Genomic DNA, 25,109 nt, shown 5'->3' on the forward strand with positions numbered 1-25,109 from the left:
TTTCGCGTCGGGTTGGCTCTTCGCGTCGGGTCGGCTCTTCGCGTCGGGTCGGCTCTTCGCGTCGGGTCGGCCCTTTCGCTTCGGGTCCGCCCCTTCGTACCGGGTCCGCACCCTTCGCGTCGGGGCCGCCTTCTGCCCGGCGGGGCCGGCTCAGGCGGTCCGCGGCAGACTCGCGTGGCGCTCCAGGAACGTCGAGACGCCCGACGCCCTGCGGTGCGGCAGCAGCACCCGCGCGGTGGCCGCCAGCATGGTCTGGATGCGGGACGACTGGACCTCGGCCAGCAGGTCGAGGACGCGCAGACCCGCGACGGCGGCCTCGTCGGGGCGGCCGCCGCGGGCGAGGTCGTCGGCCAGTTCCGCGGTGTAGAGGGCGATGTTGCGGGTGAAGTGCGGATCCTGCAGGTGGGCCGCGCGACGGGCGTGACGGGCCGCGCGCGGCCAGTCGCCCAGCGTGGACCAGCACTGCGCCTCCAGGCCTTCCAGTTCGGCCTCTCCGTAGAAGGTCATCCACTCGGGATCGGTCTCCGAGGGGCCGCGCTCGAAGAGGGCCTGGGCGCGCACGAGTGCCCGTTCGCACTCCGCGCGGTCGGCGAGCCCCGACCAGCCGCCCGCCTCACGCAGCGCGAGCAGCGAGAGCAGTCGCGAGGAGCCGAGCGGGCGGGCCGCTCGCTGCGCCGCCTGTGCCGCGCGCACCGCCTCACGCGGGCGGCCCGCGTCGCGCGCGAGGAAGGCCGTGTTGCAGAAGGCATGGGCCTCCAGGCCCGGGTCACCGGACATCCGTGCGGTCGCCAGCGCCTCGGCGTAGTGCGAGCGGGCGTCGTCGAAACGCCCGGAGTCGTGTGCCAACCAGCCGACCGAGATGGCCAGTTCACCCGCCCCCGCGTACAGCCGGTCGGCGGTCCGCCGGCGGGTGGTGCCCGCGTCGAGCAGTTCGTACGCGGTGCGCAGAGGGGCGGCGGCCCGCCGGTAGAGGCCGTCGGCCCCGTGCCGGTCGTCGAGCAGCCGGATCCTTCGTACGGCCTCTTCGAGGGCGCCCGCCTCGGACGTCCCCACCCGATGGACTCGGGGGACACGGTGGTCCGCGGCCTCGGCCGTTCCGTCGAACGTGCCCCCGAAGGGGCCCAGCGTGGCTGCCGCCATGGTGGCGGTGCCTCCGGTCATGAATGCGCGACGCTGCACGTCGCTCTCCTCGTGGTTCTGTTCATGGTGCTCGTGCGGGTCTTGCGGGTCGTGCGGTTCGTAAGGCTCATGCGGGTTCTGCGGGTCGTACGGGGCCTGCGTGGTCTCATACGTCTCGCACGCCCCTTCCGTCTCACCCGTGGTGCACGAAAGGCTTGTGGTGTGCGTGGGGGGCTCTTCGTCCGTGCCGCGCGCCCCTCGTCCGCGCACGGACGAGCGGGGCGAGAAGCCCAGGTCGGTCAGTGTGCGGCCGGGGAACATGTGCAGGAACACCCGCTCGTACGCGTAGTTGGGACAGCGGATCTCGCCGGCCTCCACCCGCCCGACATAGCGCGCGTCGCAGCTGACCCGCTCGCCGATCTCGCGCGCGGCCCGCCGGACCGCCGCGGCGAACTCGCCCGGCGAGCGCTGTCCGCGCAGCCGCCGGAAGGCGAGGTTCGGCCGCGGTGGCCGGGGGGACTGGGACGAGGTCATCGTTGACGACGCCATGGCCGGGCCCTCTCTTGCGAACCGTCGAACCATGCCGGAAGCAGGGCGAAATGCCTGTGTCATGCCGTGGGGTGTCCTGCTCCGGCGGAGCAAGAACGTACCTGCTGTGACGACGTCGCCACGCTGGGTTTGGCTACAAAACGGATATCTCATGCATGATCTGCCATGAACTGCCATCCTTTGCGGCGGTGTTCCGCCGTAGCCGTTGACGTTCTGACGCGTTGAACCCGGTGGACCGGGAGCGCACCCGAACTCCCGACCCGCTCGTGCAGGAGGAGGGGTTCCGTGTTGGAGGCCGGGTTGGAGAACACCGAGTTCCGTAGACCGCCGTCGACCGCCGCGTACGGGTCGTCCCCGGAGTACGGCGCCCCACCGCAGCCGGTCGCCGGCTGCGACGTGGTGACCGTTCCGGCGCGCCAGGGCCTGGAGGCGGTGGACATTCTCCGCCGCGGCGCCTGCGAATCCGTCGGGCCCGTTCTGCTCGACGGCGGCTGCGACACCCTCGGCTTCCTGGTGCCGCGCGGCACCGCCGACGGCTGGGACGTGCCGGGCAGCACCTGTACGCGGACCGTCGGCCGCGGCCTGCGACCGGTCCCCGAACCGCCGGTCGAGGGCTCGGACTGGCTGCTGCCGCCGGGGGAGGCGGACCGCGCGACCGACCCGGCCGTCCTGCGGGCGGCGCTGGGCGAGGCGGCACGGCTCATCGAGGCCGCGGACAACTGTCGCTGAGCACCCGAAGCGGCCGCTGGGCCGACCGTCCCGGAGCCCCTGATAATGGCGGGATGGGAAGGTCGAAGAACCCGCGGCGCGGCCAGGCGCCCACCGAGCCCCTCGTCGAGACGGTCGACGGCGGGCTCGCCGAGCTGATACCCGACCGGGACCGCCCGCGCGCCTGGACCCTGCTGATCGACGGCGCCCCGCAGTCCCACGTCGACCTCGACGACCCCGCCCACCTGAGCTTCGAGTACCAGCGACGCCTCGGCCACGTCATCGACCTGGTCGCCCCGCCCGGCAAGCCCGTGCACGCCGTGCATCTCGGCGGCGGCGCCTTCACGCTGGCCCGCTACACCGCCGCGACCCGCCCCCGCTCCACCCAGCAGGTCGTCGAACGCGACGGCCTCCTCGTCCAACTCGTCCGGCGTGAGCTCCCGCTGGACCCCAACGCCCGTGTCCGGGTGCGTTCCGTGGACGCCCGTGACGGACTCGCCAAGGTGCCGGACGGCTGGGCGGACCTGGTCATCGCCGATGTGTTCAGCGGCGCGCGGACCCCGGCCCACCTGACCTCCGTGGAATTCCTCGACGACGTCCGCAGGGTCGTCAAACCCGGTGGCCTGTACGCCGCCAACCTCGCCGACGGACCCCCGCTGGCCCATCTGCGCGGCCAGATCGCCACCGCCGCGGCGGTCTTCCCCGAACTGGCCCTGGTCGCCGACCCGACGGTGCTGCGCGGCAAGCGCTTCGGCAACGCCGTCCTCGTCGCCTGCGACCGGCCGCTGCCGCTGGCCGAACTGACCCGCCGAGCGGCCTCGGACCCGCACCCCGGACGGGTCGAACACGGCAGACAGCTGGCCGACTTCACCGGGGGAGCGGCACCGGTCCTGGACGCGGCGGCGGTGGCCTCACCGGCCCCGCCCCCCTCGGTGTTCCGCTGACGACACCGGCCCGCCGGGTGCCGTCCGGCGCCACGACGACACCGGCCCGGCACGGTCCGGCGCGACGCTCCGACGGCCTCGGACGGATCGGCACGATCCGGGGCGAACGTCGCCTGCCGCGGCACTAGTAGGTGCCGACCTCCACCCGCGGCGGCCCGTCGTGCCACGTGCAGAAGACCGACACCCGGTCCGCACCCGACGTGAACTCCACCCGGATCCACGACTCGGTCTTCCACACCTGCATCGACCAGCCCGAGCCCGGCGTCGCGGAGACGAGCGTCGCGGAGGTCGTGCCCAGGTCGAAGACCGCCCGCCCGCCGTCGGTGTCGTAACTCCTGACCCGACCCGTCCGTCCGGCCGGTGCGGAGGGGCTCGGACTCGGGCCGGAGGAGGGCGACTTCGAGGGCGAGGGGGTGGCGGCCGGCCGCCGGCTCCGCTCCGGCTCCGGGGTCGCCGCCTCGTGCGGCACCCCGGTCCGGCCGGTCGGGGACGGGAGCGGCTTCGCCTTCTGCGTGAGGGAGTCGCCCACCGTGACGGGCAGTGCCCGCGGCGGGTCGTAGGCGGTCCCCGTCATGACCGTGTGGACACCCCACCACGACAGCGTGACCGCCGCGCCCGTGGCGAGCGTCCAAGCCAGTACGTGTACGAGTCCTCTGCGCATCGCGGCCATACTGCCTCACGCGCCCCACGGGTGTCTCGTGCCCGTCGTGCGGCCGCAGTTGTCCACAGGCGCCGGACCGGCATCGCACGGATGGCGTACGGTGCCGCCCATGGCAAGTGTGCTCGTGGTCGAGGACGACCAGTTCGTACGCTCGGCCCTCATCCGGCATCTGACCGACGCCGCGCACACGGTGCGCAGTGTCGGCACCGCGCTCGAGGCGCTGCGCGAGGTCGCTCATTTCTCCTTCGACGTCGTCATCCTGGACCTCGGTCTGCCCGATCTGGACGGGGCCGAGGCCCTCAAGATGCTGCGCGGCATCACCGACGTCCCCGTGATCATCGCCACCGCCCGGGACGACGAGACGGAGATCGTCCGCCTGCTGAACGACGGCGCGGACGACTACCTGACCAAGCCGTTCTCGGTCGAGCACCTGTCCGCGCGGATGGCCGCCGTGCTGCGCCGCTCGCGGGCGGTGGGGGAGGCGCCCGCGTCGCCGGTCATCCGGGTCGGCGGTCTGGCCATCGATCCGTTGCGCCGCCGGGCCGAGCTGGACGGCGTCCGACTGGACCTCACCCGGCGCGAGTTCGACCTGCTCGCCTTCCTGGCCGGCCGGCCCGGTGTCGTCGTGGCCCGCAAGGAGCTGCTCGCCGAGGTGTGGCAGCAGTCGTACGGGGACGACCAGACCATCGACGTCCATCTGTCCTGGCTGCGGCGGAAGCTGGGCGAGACGGCGGCGAGGCCGCGCTATCTGCACACCCTGCGCGGTGTCGGCGTGAAGCTGGAGCCACCGCGGACGGAGTTCCCGCGAGCGGAGCCGCCGCTGTGAGGTGGGCACTGGTCAAGGTGTGCGTGGCGGTGACCACGATGGTCGTGGTGGCCTTCGCGGTGCCGCTCGGGCTCGTCATCAAGGAGATGGCCCGGGACCGTGCGTTCTCGAACGCCGAACGGGAGGCCGCGGCCGTCGCGCCCGCGCTCTCCATCACCACCGACCGGGACCAGCTGGAGCGGGTCGTCGCCTCCGCCGGCTCCGACGACGGCATGGCCGTGCACATACCGGCGAGCGACGGCGCCAAGGCGGTCGACATCGGCCGGCAGCGCGCCGCCGCCAAGGACATCGCGACCACCCGCGGACTGGGCCGGGCCTCCACCACCGAGGTCCCGGGCGGCTCCACCCTGCTCCAGCCCACCGCGCTGAGCTCCGGCGAGATCGCGGTCGTCGAGGTCTACGTCCCCGAGTCCGAGGTCAGCAACGGCGTGGGGACGGCCTGGGCGGTGCTCGCCGCGGTCGGCGTCGCGCTCATCGTCGGCTCGGTCGCGGTCGCCGACCGGCTGGGCGTGCGCATGGTCCAGCCGGCCCAGCGGCTGGTCGAGGGCGCGCACGAACTGGGCGAGGGCAAGCTGGGAGCACGGGTCCCCGAGGAAGGACCCACCGAACTGCGGCTGGCGGCCGTCGCGTTCAACTCGATGGCCGACCAGGTCGTCCAACTCCTGGCGAACGAGCGGGAGCTGGCGGCGGATCTCTCGCACCGCCTGCGCACCCCGCTGACCGTACTGCGGCTGAACACGGCCTCGCTCGGCGACGGACCGGCCGCCGAGCAGACCCGGGCGGCCGTGGCGCAACTGGAGCGGGAGGTCGACACGATCATCCGGACGGCGCGGGAGGCCAAGCCGCAGACGGTCGCGCTGGGCGTCGGAGCCGGGTGCGACGCGTCCGAGGTGGTCCGCGAGCGGATGGACTTCTGGTCGGCGCTCGCCGAGGACGAGGGCCGCAAGGTACGGGTCGCGGGCGTGGACCGTCCGGTCCGCATACCGGTCGCGCGCGCCGACCTGGTGGCCGCGCTCGACGCGCTCCTCGGCAACGTCTTCCGGCACACCCCCGAGGGCACGGCCTTCGCGGTCGACGTGCACAACGGCGACGACGCGGTGATCGTGCTGGTGTCGGACGCGGGACCGGGGATCGTGGACCGGGAGTCGGCGATGGCACGCGGGCGGGGCTCGGGCAGCGACGGCTCGACCGGCCTCGGGCTGGACATCGTACGGCGGCTCGCGGAGTCGACGGGCGGCGACGTACGGCTGGGTTCGTCGGTACTGGGAGGCACCGAGGTGCGGATATGGATCCAGCTGGACGGGCGGGCGCCGGTGCGGCGCGGGCACCGGGGATCCGTACGGCGGCGCAGACGCAGCGTCGGCGCGGGCTGAGCCGAGGCCGATCCCGATCCCGGCCGGTCCACGGCCCTCAACTGGTCTCGACCTTTAACCGTCCCCGATGCCTTCCTTAAGCGCACCCTAAGATCGCAGGCCTCCGTCCGGATGAAGCGGTTTGCCCGATTCCGGATCGCTAGCGTGCTGCCCGCACCCCCTGGGAATCCCCAGCGAACTCCCGTGAAACCGCGAAGGCAGGCACGCGATGAGCAGTACGCACCGGCGCAAGGTCAGTGGCAGGAACAAGGCGATAGGCGGCGTCGTGGCGGCTGCCGTGGTCGGCGGCGGCGCCTTCCTGTTCTCCGGCACCGCGCTCGCCGCCGGTGTCGGCGCCGCGTACACCAAGACCAGTGACTGGTCGACGGGTTACACCGCGCAGTACGTCATCACGAACGACACCGGCCAGGCGAAGAGCGACTGGACACTGGAGTTCGACCTGCCCTCCGGCGCCCGGCTCGGCTCACTGTGGAACGGCGAGGCGGGCGTGAGCGGAAGCCACGTCACCGTGAAGCCGCCGTCCTGGGACAAGGACGGCCTGGCGGCCGGCGAGTCGGTCACCGTCGGCTTCGTCGTGAACGGCACCGCGGACCCGAAGAGCTGTCTGATCGACGGCGCCAAGTGCTCGGTGGACGACGGCGCGACCCCGGAACCGAGCGGTCGCCCCACGCGGACGGCCACCCCCACGGCCACGCCGAAGCCCACCCCGACCGCCTCCCGCAGCAGCACCCCGACCACCCCGGCTTCCACCCCGGCCCCCCCGACGCCGTCCACCTCGGCGAGCACCGGCAGCGGCACCACCGCCGGCGCGGGCTTCGCGCCCTACGTCGACACCTCCCTCTACCCGGCCTTCGACCTGGTCGGCAGCGCGACGGCCACCGGGGTCAAGGACTACAACCTCGCCTTCATCACCGACGGCGGCGGCTGCACGCCCAAGTGGGGTGGGGTGAGCGACCTCGCCAGTGACGCGGTGGCCGCGCAGATCGGCGCACTGCGGGCGAAGGGCGGCGACGTCCGCGTCTCCTTCGGCGGCGCCTCCGGCTCGGAGCTGGCGACGACCTGCTCGTCGGCGGACGCGCTGGCGACGGCGTACGGGAAGGCCGTGGACGCGTACAAGCTGACGAAGGTGGACTTCGACGTCGAGGGCGGCGCGCTGCCGAACACCACGGCGAACACGAACCGGGCGAAGGCCATCGCGAAGCTCCAGCAGCAGCACCCGGGCCTGGACGTGTCCTACACGCTCCCCGTGATGCCCGAGGGCCTCACCCAGGACGGCGTGAACCTCCTGACCGACGCCAGGTCGAACGGCGTGAAGATCTCCGCCGTCAACATCATGGCGATGGACTACGGGCCCGCGTACAGCGGTGACATGGGCGCCTACGCCGAGCAGGCCGCCACCGCCACGCAGGCCCAGGTCAAGAGCGTCCTCGGGCTCTCCGACAGCGCGGCCTGGAAGACCGTGGCCGTCACCCCGATGATCGGCGTCAACGACGTGGCGTCCGAGATCTTCAAGGTCGACGACGCCGCCCAGCTGGTGGCGTTCGCCAAGTCCAAGGGGCTCGGCTGGCTCTCCATGTGGTCCGCGAGCCGCGACAAGCAGTGCCCGGGCGGCGCGAAGAACTCCGCGGACGCGACGTGCAGCTCGGTCGTCCAGGACGCGGGGGCGTTCTCGAAGGCCCTCGGCGCCTACAAGTAGGCCCGGCAGCCACCGAGTCCTCCCCCACGGGAAGAGCGTCCCGGCCGGGACCACCCCCCATCCGGCCGGGGCGCGGCCCCCGTTCCGGACGCCGCGCCCCGCCCCCCGACACCCCGCCCCGGTCTCCCGCGGGCGACGGGCCCGCCGCCCTTCCGGACGAAGGTCCCGCCGCCGTCCGGGGCCGAGCCCGTCGGCCCACCGGGCCGTGACCTACTCGGCCGCGTCCGTCACCGGAGGCAGTGTCCCCGTCCGGGCCGCCCGGCTGTACCAGTGGGCGCTCGACTTCGGCGTACGGGCCAGGGTCGCGTAGTCGACGTACACCGCGCCGAAGCGCTTGTCGTAGCCGTACGCCCACTCGAAGTTGTCCATCAGGGACCAGAGGTAGTACCCGCGGACGTCCGCGCCGTCGGCGATCGCGCGCCGGACCGCCGACAGGTGGCCGTGCAGGTAGGCGATGCGCTCGGGGTCGTGGACGCGGCCCTCCGGGTCCGGCTTGTCGTCGTACGCGGCGCCGTTCTCGGTGATGTACAGCGGCAGGCCGGGCGCCTCCCGCGTGTAGCGCGTGATCAGGTCGTGCAGGCCCGTCGGGTCGATCGTCCAGCCCATCTCCGTCCGCTCGCCCGGAGTCTGGTGGAACATCACGTCGTCGGCGCCCGGCCACGGCGTGTACGCGCTCGCCCCGTGACCGTCCGCCCGGGGACCGGACGCGGTCGCGTCCGTCGCCGACACCAGCGTCGGGGTGTAGTAGTTCAGCCCCAGCGCGTCGAGGGGCTGCTTGATCACCGCCAGGTCGCCGTCCAGGACGTACGACCAGTCCGTGATCGCGGACGTCTCCTCGAACAGGCCCTCCGGGTAGGCGCCGTGCAGCATCGGGCCGTGGAAGACACCGTTGGCCAGGTTGTCGATGCGGCGGACCGCCGCGAGATCCGCCGGGCTCTGCGAAAGCGGCCTGACGACGGAGGAGTTGAGACTCACCGCGACCGAGTTGCGGGCCGGCATCACGGACCTCAGCGCCTTCGCGCCCAGGCCGTGCGCCAGGTTCAGATGGTGGGCGGCCTTCAGCGACGCCGCCGCGTCCGTGCGGCCCGGCGCGTGCACCCCGGAGCCGTAGCCCAGGAACGCGCTGCACCACGGCTCGTTCAGGGTGATCCACTGCTCCACCCGGTCGCCCAGCGCCTCGCCCACGATCTGGGCGTAGTCGGCGAAGCGCAGAGCCGTGTCGCGCTCGGGCCAGCCGCCCGCGTCCTCCAACTCCTGGGGGAGGTCCCAGTGGTAGAGGGTGATGGCCGGCTTGATGTCGTGGGCCAGCAGTTCGTCGACCAGGTTGCGGTAGAAGTCCAGACCCCGCTGGACCGCCGGTCCGCGCCCCGTCGGCTGCACCCGGGACCAGGAGATCGAGAAGCGGTACGCGGACAGGCCCAGGTCCGCCATCAGGGCCACGTCGTCGCGGAAGCGGTGGTAGTGGTCGACAGCGATGTCACCGGTCTCGCCGCCGGCCGTCTTTCCGGGCGTGTGACTGAAGGTGTCCCAGATGGAGGGCGTGCGGCCGTCCTCCCGTACCGCCCCCTCGATCTGGTACGCGGAGGTCGCCGCGCCCCAGAGGAACGCGGGGGGAAAGGACACGGGCGATGAGGGTTCAGGCATGGAAGCGCTCCCATAGGAGGTCGTGGCGAACGACGGTAAGGAGGAGTAGGGGGAGAAGAAGGGGAGAGAGAAAGGGGCGATGGGGCCGGGGCGGCGGTGACCCGGCCCCCACGGGCGGCGGTGCGGCGGGTCAGCCCTTGATCGCGCCCTGCATGATGCCGCCCACGATCTGCTTGCCGAACAGCAGGAAGGCGATGAGCAGCGGCAGCGTGCCGAGCAGCGCGCCCGCCATGATCACGGCCTGGTCGGGGACGTAACCGGTGCCCAGCGAGTTGAGGGCGACCTGCACGGTGGGGTTCTGCTGGTTGAGGGCGATGATCGGCCACAGGAAGTCGTTCCAGGCCATCACGAAGGTCAGCAGGCCGAGGACCGCCATCGCCGGCCGCGCCGCCGGGAAGACGACGTGCCAGACGACCCGCAGACTGCTGGCGCCGTCGACCCGCGCCGCCTCGATCAGCTCGGTGGGCAGCGCCTGGACCAGGTACTGCCGCATGAAGAACGTGCCGAAGGCACTCACCAGGGTGGGCAGGATGACCGTCTGCAACTGGTTGGACCAGCCCAGGTCGCTCATCCACAGGTACAGCGGTACGACGGCCAGCTGCGGCGGGATCATCATCGTGCCGATGGTCAGCAGCAGCAGGGTGCTGGAGAACCTGAACCGCAGCTTGGCGAAGGCGAACCCGGCGAGCGTGGAGAAGACGACCGTACCGACGGTGATGGTCCCGGCGACGATCGTGGAGTTGAGCATCGCGGTGCCGAGCCCGGCCTGTTCCCACGCGGCCTGGAGGTTCTTGAACAGGTTGCCGCCGAACCACAGGGGCGGCGGTGTCTGCGCCAGCCGCTCGTTGTTGCGGGAGGCCGCGATGGCCGTCCAGACCAGCGGAGCGAGCGAGACCAGCGCGAAGACGGCCAGGACGACATAGGTGACCGGACCCGCGTGCAGCTGCTTGCCCGCGCCCAGCACCCGGCGGCGTCCGCGGCCCCGGTCGTCGCCGGGTCCCTGCGCCGCTGCCTGAGGGACAGTCAGTTCAGTGGTGGTCATTGGGATTTCCTCAGCCGTCGGGTGACCAGCAGGTTGATCGCGGCGACGATCAGCAGGATCAGGAACATCGTCCACGCGATCGCTGACGCCTTGCCGAGGTTGCCGATGCCCCAGCCCTGGTCGTACATGTACAGGCCGAGCGTCTGGTACTGGTGCGCGGAGCCGCCCTTGGAGCCGCTGACCCCGCCGAACAGGAGCGGCTCACCGAAGAGTTGCGTCGCGCCGATGGTGGAGACGACCACGGTGAACAGGATCGTCGGCCGCAGCATCGGGACCGTCACGTGGCGGAACTGCTGCCAGCGGCCCGCGCCGTCGAGCGCCGCCGACTCGTACAGGTCGGTGGGGATCGCCTGCATCGCCGCGAGGTAGATCAGCGCGTTGTAACCGGTCCACCGCCAGATCACGATCGAGGAGACGGCGAACTGCGAACCCCAGTCCGACTCACGCCAGTTGACCGGGTGGACCCCGACGAAGTGCAGCAGCCAGTTGATCATGCCGCCGTCCCACGAGTACAGCAGCGTGAAGACCAGCGTCGCCGCCGCCACCGAGGTGGCGTACGGGGTGAGCATCACGACCCGCCACACGGTCGAGCCGCGCAGCCGGTAGTTGAGCAGGTGGGCGATCCCGAGCGCCATGACCAGCTGCGGCACCGTGGAGATCACGCCGATGGTGAAGGTGTTCTCCAGGGCGTTCCAGAAGAACTCCGAGGACAGCAGGTTCTTGTAGTTGTCCAGGCCGGCCCAGGTCTGGTGGTCCAGGCCGGACAGCTGCACGTTGTGCAGCGAGTACCAGGCCGTGTACAGGAGCGGCACGAGCCCGAAGGCCCCGAAGATGACGAAGAAGGGGGCGATGAACGCGTAGGGAGACGCCTTCATGTCCCAGCGGTACAGCCGGCTGCGCCAGGAACCCGGGTCCGGCGGCGGCGTACCGCGACCCCGAGCGCCCCGGGCCGCGCCCGGCTGGGAGCCGGGCGCGGCGTCGGCGCTCGTCGCGGGATGCGCGAGAGCCTGCTTGGAGCTGGTCACTGGCCGAGCACGTCCTTGATCTCAGCCTTCGCCGCGTTCCAGCCCTGGTCGGGGGACTTGCCCTTCTGCTCGACCTGGAGGATGCCGACGTCGGTGATCGCGGTGCCGATCGGCTGGTCCTTGGTGCCGAAGTTCTGGACCGGGATGGTCTTCGCCGAGTCGGCGAAGATCTGCGTGATCGGCGCGTCCGAGAAGTACGACGTCGTCGCGGCCGCCGGCTTCAGGCTGTCGTAGGCCGCGGGCGTCGACGGGAAGCTGGCCTGCTTGGCGAAGACCTTCGCCTGCTGCTCCGGCGCGGTCAGCCACTTGGCCAGCGCGACGGCCTCCTTCTGGTGCTTGCCCGCCGTCGGGACACCGATGAACGAACCGCCCCAGTTGGCCGCGGTCGGCGCCGCCGCCACGTCCCACTTGCCCTTGCCGGCGTCACCGGACTTCTCCTGGATGTAGCCCATCATCCAGGCGGGGCAGGCCACCGTCGCGAACGAACCCTTGGCGAAGCCCTGGTCCCACGTCGGGTCGAACTGCTTCAGCTTCGCCGACATGTTGCTGGTCGCCACCGTCATCGCGGCGTTCCAGGACTTCTTCACGCCCGTGGACTTGTCCCAGATGACGTTGCCGTCCTTGTCGTAGTACCGCTCGCTCTCGCCCCCGAGCGCCGCGTTGTAGACCGACGAGGCGGAGTCCACGTACTTGGTGCCGCTCGGTGCCTTCTTCATGTACTGCTTGCCCAGGTCGACGTACTTCGCCCAGTCGCCCTTCCACTGCGCGGCGAGCTTGGTGCGGTCGGTCTCCAGACCGGCCTTCTGGAAGAGGTCCTTGCGGTAGCAGATCGCCATCGGGCCGATGTCCGTACCGAGCCCGATGGTCTTGCCGTCCTTGGTGGTGGCCTGGGCGGTCTTCCAGTCCAGCCACTGCGACTTGTCGACCTCCTTGCCGAGGTCGACGAACTTGTCGGCCTGGGTCTGGACGGCCTCGGTGATGTTGCCGACCTCTATCGCCTGGATGTCGTCGGTACCGGAGCCGGCCTGGAGACGGGTGAGCGTCTTGGGCCAGTACACGTCGGTACGGGTGGTGACGTTCTCCTTGATCGAGATGTCCGGGTGCAGCTTCATGTACTCGTCGTAGAGACCGGCCTGCTTGTAGCCGAAGACGCCGAAGGTACCGATGGTCAGCGTGGTCTTGCCCTTGCCGCCACCACCGCCGTCGCCCGAGGTCGACGAGCCGTCGTTCGAGTCGTTGGCGCAGCCGGCCAGCAGCCCTGTGGTCAGCGCGGCGACGGCCGCGAGGGCCCCCAGCCTGCGGGATCGGCGGGTACTCGTGCGCATTGCGTCCTCCTGTTGCCTGACGTGCCGACCCCCCGGCCAACTGCATTGTTGGGCCCGTTTTTCTCGCTGCGGCTCGGGCGGGGAACGTGCGGGATGTGTAGGTGTCAGGTACCGTGGGAGCGCTCCCACAGGTGATGTGTTGAAGAGTCGTCGGTTCACGCGGGGGTGTCAAGGGAGCGGACACGGAGAGCCGCGTTCAGTTATCGGCCTGTTAACTAACTCCGAGGGGCAGGGCGCAAGAGGGTGGGGGGACGGGTGGAGCGGGTCGTGCCGAGGTGACGTCCCGGCGTCGGCCGGCGGTGGCGGCGAGGCCGGCACCAGCAGCCCCGGCGAGGTTGCCACCACGGCCGGGCCCCTGTCCATGAACGGGACTGTTAGATTCCAGGCCAGCCGCTCAGGAACGCGGCGTCGACGGGAGGCGGACCATGGCAGGCCACGGAGCGCGGGGCCGGAGCGGCGGGCGGCCGACCCTCGAGGAGGTCGCCGCGCGCGCCGGTGTGGGCCGCGGCACGGTGTCCCGGGTGATCAACGGTTCCCCGCGGGTCAGCGACGCGACCCGTGCCGCGGTGGAGGCGGCGGTGGCGGAGCTCGGTTATGTCCCGAACACGGCGGCACGCGCCCTCGCCGCCAACCGCACGGACGCGATCGCGCTCGTCGTCCCCGAGCCGGAGACCCGGTTCTTCGCGGAACCGTACTTCTCGGACATGCTCCGGGGTGTCGGCGCGGAGCTCTCCGACACCGAGATGCAGCTGCTGCTGATCTTCGCGGGCAGCGACCGGGAGCGGCAGCGCCTGGCCCAGTACCTGGCGGCGCACCGGGTGGACGGTGTCCTGCTGGTCTCGGTGCACGCGGACGACCCGCTGCCCGACCTGCTCTCCCAGCTGGAGATCCCGGCGGTGATCAGCGGCCGGCGCTCGGCGGAGGAGACGCTGCCGTCCGTGGACTCGGACAACTACGGCGGGGGGCGCCTCGCCGTCGAGCACCTGGTCGCCCGGGGGCGCCGCAGGATCGTCCACCTCGCGGGCCGCCTCGACGTCTTCGGTGCCCAGCGTCGTGTCGACGGCTACCGCGAGGGTCTGCGTGCCGCGGGCCGTCCGGTGGACGACGGCCTCATCGTCGCCGGCGACTTCACCGAGGAGGGCGGGCGCCGGGCGATGACCGAACTGCTGGCCCGCTGCCCCGACCTGGACGCCGTCTTCGCGGGATCGGACGTGATGGCGGCCGGCGCCCGCCAGGTCCTGCGCGAGGCGGGCCGCCGTATACCGGACGACGTGGCCCTCGTCGGGTACGACGACTCCGCCATCGCCCGCCACATGGATCCGCCCCTGACGAGCGTGCGCCAGCCGATAGAGGAGATGGGACGGGCGATGATCGACCTGCTGCTCGGGGAGATCGCCGACCGCCGCCCGGCGGTGTCGCGGGACCTGGAGAAGCGTCAGGTCGTGCTGCCCACCGAGCTGGTGGCGCGGGCGTCGTCCTGACGCCGCCCGCCACCGCTCCGGTGTACGCGACCGCTCCGGTGTACGCGACCGCTCCGGCGTTCGCGACCGTCCTGCCGCACGCCATCGTCCCGCCACCACTGCGGCGGCCGCCCCGTCCCGTCACGCCGCTGCCCTGTCACCGCCTGTACTGCTGACGGCCGAGCCGCCCCGCCGCTGTTGCCGCTGTTGCCGCACGGGAAGAGCTCCGTAGGGCAGTCTGGCGGGTATGGTCCTGCATCCCTTGCTGGGAGTCGATGAAGTGCCCGCCGTGGAGCCCTATCTGGGCCGGGTGGGCGAGGTGTTCCGGACGTTCCGCGAGCAGGACTCGGGGTGCGTGTCGTACGGGGTGAGACTGCTCGACGGCGGCCGGTGGTTCCTCAAGGAGGCGGTCACGGAGCACGGCCGGCGTTCGCTGGAGCGCGGCTGGGCCTTCCACCGGTCGGTTCGGCACCGGGCGATCGTCCCGCAGGTGCACCGCATCGCCGTGCAGGGCGGCGGCTGGGCGGTGGTGATGCCCTGGCGGGAGGGCGAGGTGCTCTACCCCGCGGAGGTGGACGGGGTGCGCGACCGTACGGACCCGGCCAGTGCGATGGCACGCTTCCGCGCGCTGCCGGCCGACGCGGTCCTGCGCGCCTTCGACCGGGTCCTGGACGCCCACCTCGCGGTGGAGGCCGCCGGCCAGGTCGCCGTCGACTTCTACGACGGGGCGCTGCTGTACGACTTCGACCGTGACGTGGCCCATCTGGTCGACCTCGACGAGTACCGGCCGGGTCCGTTCGTGGTCGAGGACGAACGCCTGCCGGGCTCCCGGCGGTTCATGGCTCCCGAGGAGTGGGTGCGCGGGGCCGTGATCGACACCCGGACGACCGTGTTCACGCTGGGCCGTGCCGCCCGGCTCCTGCTGGACGCGGGCGACGAGGAGCGAGCCTGGCGGGGCACTCCGGCCCAGCAGACGGTCATCGTCCGTGCGACCCGGACCGATCCCGGGGAGCGCTTCGAGAACGTCCACCGTTTCGCCGAGGCGTGGCGGGCGGCCAACACCACGCCGGTCAACTGAGGCCGGCTGTCTGAGGCGCGCCGTCCGAGGTCGGCCGTCCGAGGTCGGTTGTCCGAGGTCGGGCGCCGGGATCCAGGAGCCCGGACCCGGCAGCGCGGATTCGGGGGTCCGATGCCGGGCGGACGGACCCCCGGCATCGGTCCTCAGGCCCGTACCGCTCGCTGCCAGCGGACTTCGCCCTCGTGGACGATGCCGGTGGGGGTCAGCCCGGCCGCCGCGGCGACGGCCGCGGACGCCCGGTGGTCGGGGTGGACATGGGCGACGACCGTACGGACGCCCGGCTCCTCGCCGAGCCGGGCGACCAGCGCCCGCGCCGCCTCCCCGGCGAACCCGCGCCCCTGCCGACGGGTGCCGACCACCCAGGCGACCTCCGCGGTCCCCGCGGTGACCGTCGCCTGGACGGTCCCCACCAGGGGGCCTGCGTCACCTCCGTCGCTCCCGTCGCCTCCGTCGCTCCCGTCCTCCGCGGCCTCGCGCAGCCGCAGCACCCAGTTGCACCAGAGGACGGCGGGATCGGCGGAGCCCGCGACCAGACGCTCGTAACGTGAACGCAGGGACTCGGGGGTGTGGGGCGCGCCACCGGTGAACGTGTGCAGCTCCGGGTCGGCCAGTACCGCGGCCATCTCCTCGGCGTGTTCTACGCGCAGGGGGAGCAGGTCGAGGCGGGCGGTGCGGAGGGTGTCGGTGTGGAGGGGCACGCGGTGAGCCTAGGGGCAGACCCTCCCGCGTACGACCGGGCACCGGACACCGGACTCGATCGGGATCCGCACATGAGCGAGGCCCGGTCCGCTTGTGCGGACCGGGCCTCGGTCTGTCAGGGTGAGTGACGGGACTTGAACCCGCGGCATCCTGGACCACAACCAGGTGCTCTACCAGCTGAGCTACACCCACCATGTCCGGTCTTGGTTTCCCTGACCGGCCGAGAAAAAGTGTACAGGGTCCGGAGGGGTGCTCGCGCCCGGCTTTTGTCCGGGGTCCCCCGGGACCCCGGACACGCGTCATTCCACGGGCAGTACGTGCTTCGCCGCGATGGTGCGGGCGGTCTCCGAGTCGGGGCCGGGCTGCGGGACGAAGATCGCCTCGCGGTAGTAGCGGAGTTCGGCGATGGATTCGCGGATGTCGGCGAGGGCGCGGTGGTTGCCGTTCTTGTCCGGGCTGTTGAAGTACGCCCGCGGGTACCAGCGGCGGGCCAGCTCCTTGACGGAGGAGACGTCCACGATGCGGTAGTGGAGATAGCCCTCCAGCGTGGCCATGTCGCGGAGCAGGAAACCCCGGTCCGTGCCGACCGAGTTCCCGCACAGCGGGGCCTTGCCCGGCTCCTTGACGTGCTCACGCACGTAGGAGAGGACCTGTGCCTCGGCGTCGGCCAGGGTGGTGCCATCGGCGAGTTCGGAGAGGAGGCCGGAGGCCGTGTGCATCTGGCGCACCACGTCCGGCATCGTCTCCAGGGCCGCGTCCGGCGGGCGGATCACGATGTCCACCCCTTCGCCGAGCACGTTCAGCTCCGAGTCGGTGACCAGTGCGGCCACCTCGATGAGTGCGTCCTCCGACAGCGAGAGCCCGGTCATCTCGCAGTCGATCCACACCATGCGATCGTTCATGGCCCCAACCCTACGGCGCGCCCCGGCGCACGGGCAGGTCCGGGACGGCGATGGCCCGGGGCCCTCGCGCCCGCGCGCCCGCGCGCACGGCGACGGCCCGGGACCCGAGGGCCCCGGGCCGTTCACGGCACGGGCGGTGTGACGTCGTCACGGCGCCGGGGCGCCACGGCGCCCGAGCGCTAGGGCGCGCTGCGCTGCCCCGGCAGGCTCGGCCGACCCGCGGCGTACAGCTCCGCGCCCGGTTTGCCCGGATCCGTCGCGGTCGACAGCGAGGCCGGGCTCAGGGCGCCGGCGGCCGCCGTACGACGGGTCTGTGGCGGGACCGGACTCTCCTGGCTCAGGACCGCGGACTGCCCGGCCGAGCCCACGGAACCGTCCGGGTCCGACGGCCGCTCGGACTGCGGCCGACGTGCCCGGTACGCCGCCCGGTAGGCGGCCGGGGACGACCCGAGCTGGCGCCGGAAGTGTCCGCGCAGCGCGACCGGCGAGCGGAAGCCGCAGCGTCCGGCGACCTCGTCGACCGAGTAGTCGGACGTCTCCAGCAGCCGCTGTGCCTGCAGCACCCGCTGGGTGATCAGCCACTGCAGCGGCGCGCTCCCCGTCAGCGAGCGGAAGCGGCGGTCGAACGTGCGGCGGCTCATGTACGCGCGTGCCGCCAGCGTCTCGACGTCGAACTGCTCGTGCAGGTGCTCCAGCGCCCAGGCGACGACCTCCGCGAGGGGGTCGGCGCCGATCTCCTCCGGTAAAGACCGGTCGAGATAGCGCTCCTGTCCGCCGCTCCGGCGCGGCGGGACCACCAGACGACGGGCCAGCGCGCCGGCCGCCTCGTTGCCGTGGTCCGTCCGCACGATGTGCAGACAGAGATCGATTCCGGCCGCGGTGCCCGCCGATGTCAGTACGTCACCGTCGTCGACGAACAGCTCGCGCGGATCGACGTGCACGGACGGATAGCGCTTGGCCAGCGTCGGCGCGTACATCCAATGCGTCGTCGCCGGGCGGCCGTCCAGCAGTCCGGCGGCGGCCAGCACGAAAGCACCGGTGCACAGTCCGACTATGCGGGCCCCCTCCTCGTGCGCCCGGCGCAGCGCGTCGAGCGCTTCCTCCGGTGGCGGCGAGGTGATCGAGCGCCAGGCGGGCACCACGACGGTGCCCGCTCGCGAGATCGCCTCCAGGCCATGCGGCGCGGTGAGTTCCAGGCCCCCTGTGGTCCGCAGCGGGCCGTCCTCGCCGGCGCAGACCAGAAGTCGGTAGCGCGGCACGCCGGCGTCCTGGCGGTCAATCCCGAACACCGACAGCGGAATGGAACTCTCGAAGATGGGGCCGCCGCTGAACAGCAGCACCGCGACGATCTCCTTGCGGCGTCGCCCGGAGAGTTTCCGGGCCGCGGCTTCCGGCGCGGCAGTGGAGTCGTGGCTCATACTGCTAAGCCCCCCTCGGTGGTCGCGGCTCCTCGGTTGTGTCGCTCCTGCACGTTTCCCCTCGGTCCTGCACGAGTCCCCCGCCGTAAGACAGTCAAGATCGAATCTACTGTGTCCCGTCACGCCTGGGTGACCACTTCGACACTCGGCAGAATGTCGACATGGCAACTTGGCGTGAAGCATTCGATCACGAAGCGTTGCACTCGTGGGCCGTGCAGGGAAGTGCGCCTCGTGTCAGTGGCCAATCCACATAGGGTGCACGGGCCCTCCAGGGGCCTTTAGCCGCAGGTCGAACGCGGGTTGGGGGGTCGTTCCGACAAGGGATGCCCCGGAGGCCGAAGTTGGCTGAAAAGAAGCGGGGGCGTGCGCGCAAACCGGTCAGTCAACCGGCTTCTTTCCCGTACCGCGGCGTCCGCCCCTGTGCGCCCCTGCGCCACTCCTGCCCGGCAAGCCGTTCATGATGTGCGTGTCGGCCACATCCTGCGCGCCGGGAGCCGGCGCCGGAGCGCCCCCGGGGCCGATGCCGGGCCCGGGAACTCCCGCGACGCGATCTCCGCCGTCACGATCCCGCGCGCCGAGGGCGCGATCCCGGGCGACAGGGGTGCGAGCGGCAGGATCCCATCCGTTGCGGTCCCGGTTCCGGCCGCCCCCGTCCCGGTCCCGACCGCCCCGGTCCCGATGTGTCCGCTCCCGGGGCCCGCGCTCCCGCGGACCGCACCTGCCGTGCCGCGGCGCGCGGTGCGGGGCCCGCTGGCCGGCCCGCATGCGCGCCGCGCCCCGTTCGGACTGGCGCAGCAGCACCAGGCACGCCGCGGTCACGGCGGCCAGGCCCAGCGCCGTACCGGCCGCCCCGGCGAGCGAGGTGCCGAACCAGACGAGGACGACCGGGACGAGGACGCAGCTGAAGGCCGCCCAGCGCGCCACCTCGCTCGCCGTGTCCGGCGCGGGGGGCGGTCCGGAGCGTGCTCCGGAGGAGGGGCGGGACGCGGTCTCTGGTCCGGGCACGGTCTGCTCCCTGGTTCCTGGTACTCCATTGCTCTCCATGGCGGTGGCTCACCTGTTCAACGCGTGTTCGACCGGCCGGTCACTGCCCGGCCACCGGTCTCCGATCCCGTGCCGGGGGTGCATCCCTGGGTGAACCCTGCGCAAACCGCCTGTACGGGGCAGCAACCATTGCGTTACGGGCGCCTCTCATGCATGCTCCGGGGAACGCCGCACAGCGCGCGCGGTATCTGGGCAGAGGAGGCGTGCCGCCGTACCCTTGGGGGTATGGGGTTGGGAAGATGATTCCCGGACACAGCTCTGCCGATCGTTGTCGTCCCCACCACGAGGATCCAAACGCCGAGATACCCATGGCCGGTCACGAATTCTTCGATCCCGCGGACCGCAAGCGCCCGCTCGCCGATCCCACGGCGGCCGAGCCCCTGGCGGCGGAGGAACCCCGCCAGTCCTGCGATCCCGCCTTCAAGCACGGCGTCGTCGTCGGTTTCGACGGTTCGACGTCCAGCGAACGCGCCCTCGCCTACGCGATCGGGATGGCCCATCGCTCCGGCTCGGGCCTGATCATCGTGCATGTCGCGAACCGGCTGCCCACCACGGTGTGGGCGGGCTGTGAACCACCGGTCTTCGTCGACGTGCCCGACCATCGCACCGAGGTGCTCGGACTCGAGCTCGCCTGCGCCGAATACCTGGCCGAGGTGCCCTGGATCCTCGTCGAGCGCGGCGGAGACATCTGCCACGAACTCGAGGAGGTGGGGCGCGAGTACGAGGCGGACGCGATCGTCGTCGGCTCCACGCACGGCATCGTCGGGCGCATCTTCGGCTCGGTGGCGGGGCGGTTGGCGAAGCGCGCGCAGCGTCCGGTGATCGTCATCCCCTGACCGGTCGTCAACTCGCCTCTGTTCCAGGCGGGGTGATCCGGTCGATTTTCTGCCGGACCGTCAACTCCCTTTGACACGCGTCCGAAAACGCGTGAATCCGCTCGCGCGACGAGGTGGATTGTGCCCTTGTGAAGGGTACATACCGGTCACCGGCCCCATCCCTCGGCCGGCACCGCGCAGCACGACTGCACCCGCACGAAGGGAGCCCGCCGTGGACAATGACGTCCCCTCGGGAAGCACTACCTCGACTCTCGGCCAACTCGCCCTCGGACTGACCCTGTTGCTCTTCGGCCTCGGGAACACCCGGGTGATCGACGGCGTGACGGCGGCCGACTCCGTCTCCCTCGCCACGTACGTCGGCGGGATCGCGCTCTTCGTCGCGGGCCTGTTCGCCTTCCGCGACCGTGACGCCTTCACCGGTACGGCGTTCACGGCACTCGGCGCGTTCTGGTTCACCTGGGGCGTCACCTCCGACGGGCGGATGTCCGCCAACGCCACCGGCCTCTTCCTGCTCCTGTTCGCGCTCGTCGCGCTGAGCCTGACCGCGGGCGCGAGCGGCGCCCCGCTGCTCGCCCGGGGGACGTACGCGCTGCTGTTCGTGGCCCTGCTCCTGCTGGCCGTCGGCCGGTTCGGCGACAACGCCGCCCTCGCCAAGGCCGGCGGCTGGTTCGCCGCGGCAGGCGGGCTGCTCGCCTGGTACGCGGCCACGGCGGCGCTGGCCCACTGGCCCACCGCTCTTCCCGGACGCGCCGCCGGCCGGGGGGTGACGGCCACCGGCTGAGCCCGGCGCGGGCCGGGGTACAGGCGGCTCCGGCCTGGAAGGAACGGCCCCCTGTGCGAAGGTGGCACGCACAGGGGGCCGTTCATGTCCGGGCAGCCGCGAACGGGCGGTCCTACTCGACCGTCACCGACTTCGCGAGGTTGCGCGGCTTGTCGATGTCCCGGCCGAGCGCCAGCGCCGTGTGGTAGGCGAGGAGCTGAAGCGGGATGCCCAGCAGGATCGGGTCCAGCTCGTCCTCGTTCTTCGGGACGACGATCGTCTGGTCGGCCTTCTCCTGCTCCTGGTGTGCGACCGCGAGGATCTTGCCGCTGCGCGCCTTGATCTCCTCCAGGGCGGCGCGGTTCTTCTCCAGCAGGTCGTCGTCGGGCACGATCGCGACCGTCGGCAGCGCGGGCTCGATGAGCGCCAGCGGGCCGTGCTTGAGCTCGGAGGCCGGGTAGGCCTCGGCGTGGATGTACGAGACCTCCTTGAGCTTCAGCGAGGCCTCGCGGGCCACCGGGTAGCCGCGGACCCGGCCGATGAAGAGCATCGAGCGGGCCTCGGCGTACTGCTCGGCCAGCTTCTTGATCTCGTCCTCCTGCTCCAGGATCTCGGAGATCTGCCCGGGCAGCCTGCGCAGCCCCTCGATGATCCGCTTGCCGTCACGGACCGACAGGTCACGGGTACGGCCGAGGTGCAGCGCGAGCAGCGCGAAGGCGACGGTGGTGTTGGTGAAGCACTTCGTCGAGACGACGCAGACCTCGGGACCCGCGTGCACGTACATGCCGCCGTCCGCCTCGCGCGCGATCGCCGAGCCGACGACGTTGACCACGCCGAGGACCCGCGCGCCCTTGCGCTTCAGCTCCTGGACGGCGGCCAGGACGTCGTACGTCTCACCGGACTGGGAGACCGCGACGTACAGCGTGTCGGGGTCGACCACGGCGTTGCGGTAGCGGAACTCGGAGGCCGGCTCGGCGTCCGCGGGGATGCGGGCCAGCTCCTCGATCATCTGGGCGCCGATCATGCCCGCGTGGTACGAGGTGCCGCAGCCGAGGATCTTCACACGGCGGATCTGACGCGCCTCGCGGGCGTCCAGGTTCAGACCGCCGAGGTGCACGGTGGAGAAGCGGTCGTCGATGCGGCCGCGCAGCACGCGGTCCACGGCGTCGGGCTGCTCGTGGATCTCCTTGTGCATGTACGTGTCGTGGCCGCCCATGTCGTACGACGCGGCCTCCCACTCCACGGTGGTCGGCTCGGCCGTCGTCCGGGTGCCCTCGGTGGTGTACGTGCGGAAGTCGTCGGCCTTGAGGGTCGCCATCTCGCCGTCGTCCAGCGTCACTATCTGCCGGGTGTGGGTGACCAGGGCGGCGATGTCCGAGGCGACGAACATCTCCTTCTCGCCGATGCCGAGGACGACCGGGGAGCCGTTGCGGGCCACCACGATGCGGTCGGGGAAGTCGGCGTGCATCACGGCGATGCCGTAGGTGCCCTCGATCACACGCAGCGCCTGGCGGACCTTCTCCTCCAGGGTCTCGGCCTGGGAGCGGGCGATGAGGTGGGTGAGGACCTCGGTGTCGGTCTCGGAGAGGAACTCGACCCCGTCGGCCTCGAGCTTCTTCCGCAGGTCGGCGGCGTTGTCGATGATGCCGTTGTGGACGATCGCGACCTTGTTGTCGGCCGACATGTGCGGGTGCGCGTTGACGTCGGAGGGGGCGCCGTGGGTGGCCCAGCGGGTGTGGGCGATGCCGGTGGTGCCCTTGAAGCGTGCGGGGACCTTGGCCTCCAGGTCGCGGACCCGGCCCTTGGCCTTGACCATCTTCAGGCCGGCCGACTTCGGCGTGGTGACGACGATGCCCGCCGAGTCGTAGCCGCGGTACTCCAGCCGCTGCAGACCTTCGAGCAGCAGCGGAGCCACGTCACGCCTGCCGATGTATCCGACGATTCCGCACATATATACGTATTCCTCAACCGTAGACAATGCGGCGCAGCTGCCTGAGCGTGAGCTCCGGCGGTGCGACCGCCCGGTACTTCAGGTCCGCCTCGATCCGTTCGAAGATCGCCGTGTTGACCCAGCCCTGGGCCTGGAGTTCGCGGTGGCGGCGGCGGACGTACTCCTCGGTCGGCTCGTCGAAGTAGGCGAGCACGTCCTGGATCACCCGCAGCGCCTCGCCCCGGTTCAGGGGCGTGGAGCGCGTCAGATGATCCGCAAGTTCGTCGTGCACCCGATGATCCTGGAGTACCAGGAGTCGATTCGCAAGAATCCTGCCCGATATCGGGCAAGCGGCTGTTGAATCTCTTATGGGCCGCTGTTTGCGATCTGTCCATACTCCGTCTTGCGCCGCGTCGATTGCCGGGAGCAACTTCTGAGCCCATGGACACTCCACGCATGGGCGTACCGGAGAAGCTCGCCGAGCACATGAGCATGGCCGAGCAGCACGAGTATCTCCGCGCCAAGTTCTCGCGGCGCAACATGATCAGAGGCGGAGCCGTGACCCTCGGCGCCGTCGCGGGCGGTGCCTTCGTGCCGGGCGCCGTGGCGCAGGCCGCGGCCCCGACCCGGGCCACCGCGGCCCCGGCCGCCGAGAAGGTCGACGGTGCCCTCGTCGCCCCCTTCGGCCGCCACCTCGCCTTCGGCAACGACCCGCGCACGGAGATCACGGTCTCCTGGCAGGTCCCGACCGCGGTGAAGAAGCCGTTCATCCGTATCGGCGCCCACCCCTGGGACCTCTCCCGCAAGATCGAGGCCGAGGTGCGCACGCTCCACACCCCGGCCGGCGTCGGCGCGAGCGGCGACCACACGCAGTACTACCTGCACGCCAAGCTCACCCACCTGCGCCCCGGCAAGACGTACTACTACGGCGTCGGCCACGCGGGCTTCGACCCGGCCGCGCCCCACCTGCTGGGCACCCTCGGCACCTTCACCACCGCGCCCGCGCACGCCGAGCCGTTCACCTTCACGGCCTTCGGCGACGAGGGTGTCGGTTACCACGGCCTCGCCAACGACGCCCTGCTGCTCGGCCAGAACCCGGCCTTCCACCTGCACGCCGGCGACATCGCGTACGCGGACCCGGCCGGCGCGGGCAAGACGGACGACGCCGGTTTCGACTCGCGCATCTGGGACCAGTTCCTCGCCCAGACCGAGACGGTCGCCAAGCAGGTCCCGTGGATGCCGGCGTACGGCAACCACGACATGGAGGCCTGGTACTCGCCCAACGGCTACGGCGGCGAAGAGGCCCGCTGGAACCTCCCGGACAACGGCCCGGACGCGAAGAACCTCCCGGGCGTGTACTCCTTCGTCTACGGCAACACGGCGATCATCTCGCTGGACGCCAACGACATCTCGTTCGAGATCCCGGCCAACCTCGGCATCTCCGGCGGGACCCAGACCAAGTGGCTGGAGGGGCAGCTCAAGAAGTTCCGGGCCTCCAGGGACGTCGACTTCGTGGTCGTCTTCTTCCACCACTGCGCCTACTGCACCTCCACGGCGCACGCCTCGGAGGGGGGCGTGCGACAGGAGTGGGTGCCGCTGTTCGAGAAGTACACGGTGGACCTGGTGATCAACGGTCACAACCACCAGTACGAGCGCACGGACGTCATCAAGGGCAACAAGGTCACCAAGAAGCTGCCGATCGGCGGCACGGCGTACCCGGAGACCGACGGTGTCGTGTACGTGACGGCGGGAGCGGCCGGACGCAGCCTGTACGCGTTCACCGCGGCGGAGTCGTACGAGGGTCACGAGAACGAGGTCGACTCGGTCGCCTCCTTCATCAACCTGAAGGACGGCAAGCAGAACGAGACGGTCGCCTGGTCGCGGGTGCGCTACCTCAACTACTCGTTCCTGCGCGTGGACGTCACCCCCGCGTCGAAGGGCCGCCTGACCACGCTGACGGTGCGCGGTATCGCCGAGACCGGTGCCGAGGTCGACCACTTCACGGTGGCCCGCCGGGCCAAGTAGGCCACCAAGTACGCCCGTGAACCGGGGCGTACGCGTCGCAGGCGG

General features: G+C 71.4%; 22 protein-coding genes and 1 tRNA gene. 10 read left to right on the forward strand and 13 right to left on the reverse strand.

What is annotated here, in order from left to right:
* Positions 1 to 150 precede the first annotated feature (150 nt).
* Entirely contained in the window at positions 151 to 1,668 is a 1,518-nt protein-coding gene (locus tag OG199_RS26295; protein WP_405831556.1) for a hypothetical protein, read from the reverse strand.
* Between the two features lie 396 nt (positions 1,669 to 2,064).
* Here OG199_RS26295 and OG199_RS26300 point away from each other — a divergent pair, with 396 nt between their 5' ends.
* Together OG199_RS26300 and OG199_RS26305 are read left to right on the forward strand one after the other, a co-directional pair.
* Entirely contained in the window at positions 2,065 to 2,397 is a 333-nt protein-coding gene (locus OG199_RS26300; RefSeq protein WP_356797498.1) for a hypothetical protein, read from the forward strand.
* A gap of 53 nt (positions 2,398 to 2,450) precedes the next feature.
* Positions 2,451 to 3,320 carry a spermidine synthase gene (locus tag OG199_RS26305; protein ID WP_401804092.1) on the forward strand — a complete coding sequence of 290 codons (870 nt, stop codon included), beginning with the start codon at positions 2,451 to 2,453 and terminating at the stop codon, positions 3,318 to 3,320.
* Between the two features lie 124 nt (positions 3,321 to 3,444).
* Here the strand turns inward: OG199_RS26305 and OG199_RS26310 are convergent, their stop codons facing one another.
* Positions 3,445 to 3,981, reverse strand: a complete 537-nt coding sequence (locus OG199_RS26310) for a hypothetical protein (protein ID WP_405831558.1) — start codon at positions 3,979 to 3,981, stop codon at positions 3,445 to 3,447.
* Between the two features lie 109 nt (positions 3,982 to 4,090).
* Here OG199_RS26310 and OG199_RS26315 point away from each other — a divergent pair, with 109 nt between their 5' ends.
* The 3 genes from OG199_RS26315 (at position 4,091) to OG199_RS26325 (ending at position 7,876) form a co-directional block, all read left to right on the forward strand.
* Entirely contained in the window at positions 4,091 to 4,807 is a 717-nt protein-coding gene (locus OG199_RS26315; protein ID WP_401804090.1) for a response regulator transcription factor, read from the forward strand.
* Complete coding sequence (locus OG199_RS26320; RefSeq protein WP_356797403.1) at positions 4,804 to 6,180, forward strand: HAMP domain-containing sensor histidine kinase; 1,377 nt, start codon at positions 4,804 to 4,806, stop codon at positions 6,178 to 6,180. Before OG199_RS26315 ends, OG199_RS26320 begins: the two co-directional genes overlap by 4 nt.
* A gap of 208 nt (positions 6,181 to 6,388) precedes the next feature.
* On the forward strand, positions 6,389 to 7,876 hold the full coding sequence (locus OG199_RS26325; protein WP_405831560.1) for a cellulose binding domain-containing protein: 1,488 nt from the start codon (positions 6,389 to 6,391) through the stop codon (positions 7,874 to 7,876).
* Between the two features lie 210 nt (positions 7,877 to 8,086).
* Here the strand turns inward: OG199_RS26325 and OG199_RS26330 are convergent, their stop codons facing one another.
* The 4 genes from OG199_RS26330 to OG199_RS26345 form a co-directional block, all read right to left on the reverse strand.
* On the reverse strand, positions 8,087 to 9,520 hold the full coding sequence (locus OG199_RS26330) for a GH1 family beta-glucosidase (RefSeq protein ID WP_405831562.1): 1,434 nt from the start codon (positions 9,518 to 9,520) through the stop codon (positions 8,087 to 8,089).
* A 130-nt stretch (positions 9,521 to 9,650) separates the two neighbouring features.
* Positions 9,651 to 10,562: a carbohydrate ABC transporter permease gene (locus tag OG199_RS26335; protein ID WP_356797409.1), complete on the reverse strand. Its 912-nt coding sequence runs from the start codon at positions 10,560 to 10,562 to the stop codon at positions 9,651 to 9,653.
* Positions 10,559 to 11,587: a carbohydrate ABC transporter permease gene (locus tag OG199_RS26340; protein ID WP_401804084.1), complete on the reverse strand. Its 1,029-nt coding sequence runs from the start codon at positions 11,585 to 11,587 to the stop codon at positions 10,559 to 10,561. Before OG199_RS26340 ends, OG199_RS26335 begins: the two co-directional genes overlap by 4 nt.
* Complete coding sequence (locus tag OG199_RS26345) at positions 11,584 to 12,912, reverse strand: ABC transporter substrate-binding protein (protein WP_356797413.1); 1,329 nt, start codon at positions 12,910 to 12,912, stop codon at positions 11,584 to 11,586. Before OG199_RS26345 ends, OG199_RS26340 begins: the two co-directional genes overlap by 4 nt.
* 425 nt (positions 12,913 to 13,337) lie before the next feature.
* Between OG199_RS26345 and OG199_RS26350 the strand changes: the two genes are divergently transcribed.
* Positions 13,338 to 14,393, forward strand: a complete 1,056-nt coding sequence (locus tag OG199_RS26350; protein WP_356797415.1) for a LacI family DNA-binding transcriptional regulator — start codon at positions 13,338 to 13,340, stop codon at positions 14,391 to 14,393.
* A gap of 226 nt (positions 14,394 to 14,619) precedes the next feature.
* Positions 14,620 to 15,450 (forward strand): serine/threonine protein kinase, encoded by an 831-nt coding sequence (locus OG199_RS26355; protein WP_356797417.1) that lies wholly within the window; start codon positions 14,620 to 14,622, stop codon positions 15,448 to 15,450.
* 143 nt (positions 15,451 to 15,593) lie between these two features.
* On the opposite strand, the gene OG199_RS26360 is transcribed toward OG199_RS26355, so the two are convergent.
* The 5 genes from OG199_RS26360 to OG199_RS26380 form a co-directional block, all read right to left on the reverse strand.
* Positions 15,594 to 16,148 carry a GNAT family N-acetyltransferase gene (locus OG199_RS26360; RefSeq protein ID WP_405831564.1) on the reverse strand — a complete coding sequence of 185 codons (555 nt, stop codon included), beginning with the start codon at positions 16,146 to 16,148 and terminating at the stop codon, positions 15,594 to 15,596.
* Positions 16,149 to 16,268: 120 nt separating this feature from the next.
* Positions 16,269 to 16,341, reverse strand: a tRNA-His gene (locus OG199_RS26365).
* 107 nt (positions 16,342 to 16,448) lie between these two features.
* The gene (gene orn, locus OG199_RS26370) at positions 16,449 to 17,051 is read right to left on the reverse strand and encodes an oligoribonuclease (protein ID WP_356797421.1); all 603 of its coding nucleotides are present in this window, start codon (positions 17,049 to 17,051) and stop codon (positions 16,449 to 16,451) included.
* Between the two features lie 179 nt (positions 17,052 to 17,230).
* Positions 17,231 to 18,469 (reverse strand): helix-turn-helix domain-containing protein, encoded by a 1,239-nt coding sequence (locus OG199_RS26375; protein WP_356797423.1) that lies wholly within the window; start codon positions 18,467 to 18,469, stop codon positions 17,231 to 17,233.
* A gap of 378 nt (positions 18,470 to 18,847) precedes the next feature.
* Positions 18,848 to 19,474, reverse strand: a complete 627-nt coding sequence (locus OG199_RS26380) for a hypothetical protein (RefSeq protein ID WP_405831566.1) — start codon at positions 19,472 to 19,474, stop codon at positions 18,848 to 18,850.
* 347 nt (positions 19,475 to 19,821) lie between these two features.
* Here OG199_RS26380 and OG199_RS26385 point away from each other — a divergent pair, with 347 nt between their 5' ends.
* Together OG199_RS26385 and OG199_RS26390 are read left to right on the forward strand one after the other, a co-directional pair.
* The gene (locus tag OG199_RS26385) at positions 19,822 to 20,349 is read left to right on the forward strand and encodes a universal stress protein (RefSeq protein ID WP_054232865.1); all 528 of its coding nucleotides are present in this window, start codon (positions 19,822 to 19,824) and stop codon (positions 20,347 to 20,349) included.
* Positions 20,350 to 20,560: 211 nt separating this feature from the next.
* Entirely contained in the window at positions 20,561 to 21,130 is a 570-nt protein-coding gene (locus OG199_RS26390) for an acetate uptake transporter (RefSeq protein WP_405831569.1), read from the forward strand.
* 112 nt (positions 21,131 to 21,242) lie between these two features.
* Here OG199_RS26390 and glmS read toward each other — a convergent pair whose 3' ends face one another.
* A complete protein-coding gene (glmS, locus tag OG199_RS26395) occupies positions 21,243 to 23,060 on the reverse strand; it encodes a glutamine--fructose-6-phosphate transaminase (isomerizing) (protein ID WP_351716474.1) in 1,818 nt (605 codons plus the stop codon).
* 13 nt (positions 23,061 to 23,073) lie between these two features.
* Positions 23,074 to 23,331, reverse strand: a complete 258-nt coding sequence (locus tag OG199_RS26400) for a hypothetical protein (RefSeq protein WP_148008533.1) — start codon at positions 23,329 to 23,331, stop codon at positions 23,074 to 23,076.
* A gap of 164 nt (positions 23,332 to 23,495) precedes the next feature.
* Here OG199_RS26400 and OG199_RS26405 point away from each other — a divergent pair, with 164 nt between their 5' ends.
* On the forward strand, positions 23,496 to 25,064 hold the full coding sequence (locus tag OG199_RS26405; protein WP_405834673.1) for a purple acid phosphatase family protein: 1,569 nt from the start codon (positions 23,496 to 23,498) through the stop codon (positions 25,062 to 25,064).
* Positions 25,065 to 25,109: the final 45 nt, after the last annotated feature.

The sequence above is a fragment of the Streptomyces sp. NBC_01176 genome, from assembly GCF_045039825.1.
Lineage (GTDB): Bacteria > Actinomycetota > Actinomycetes > Streptomycetales > Streptomycetaceae > Streptomyces.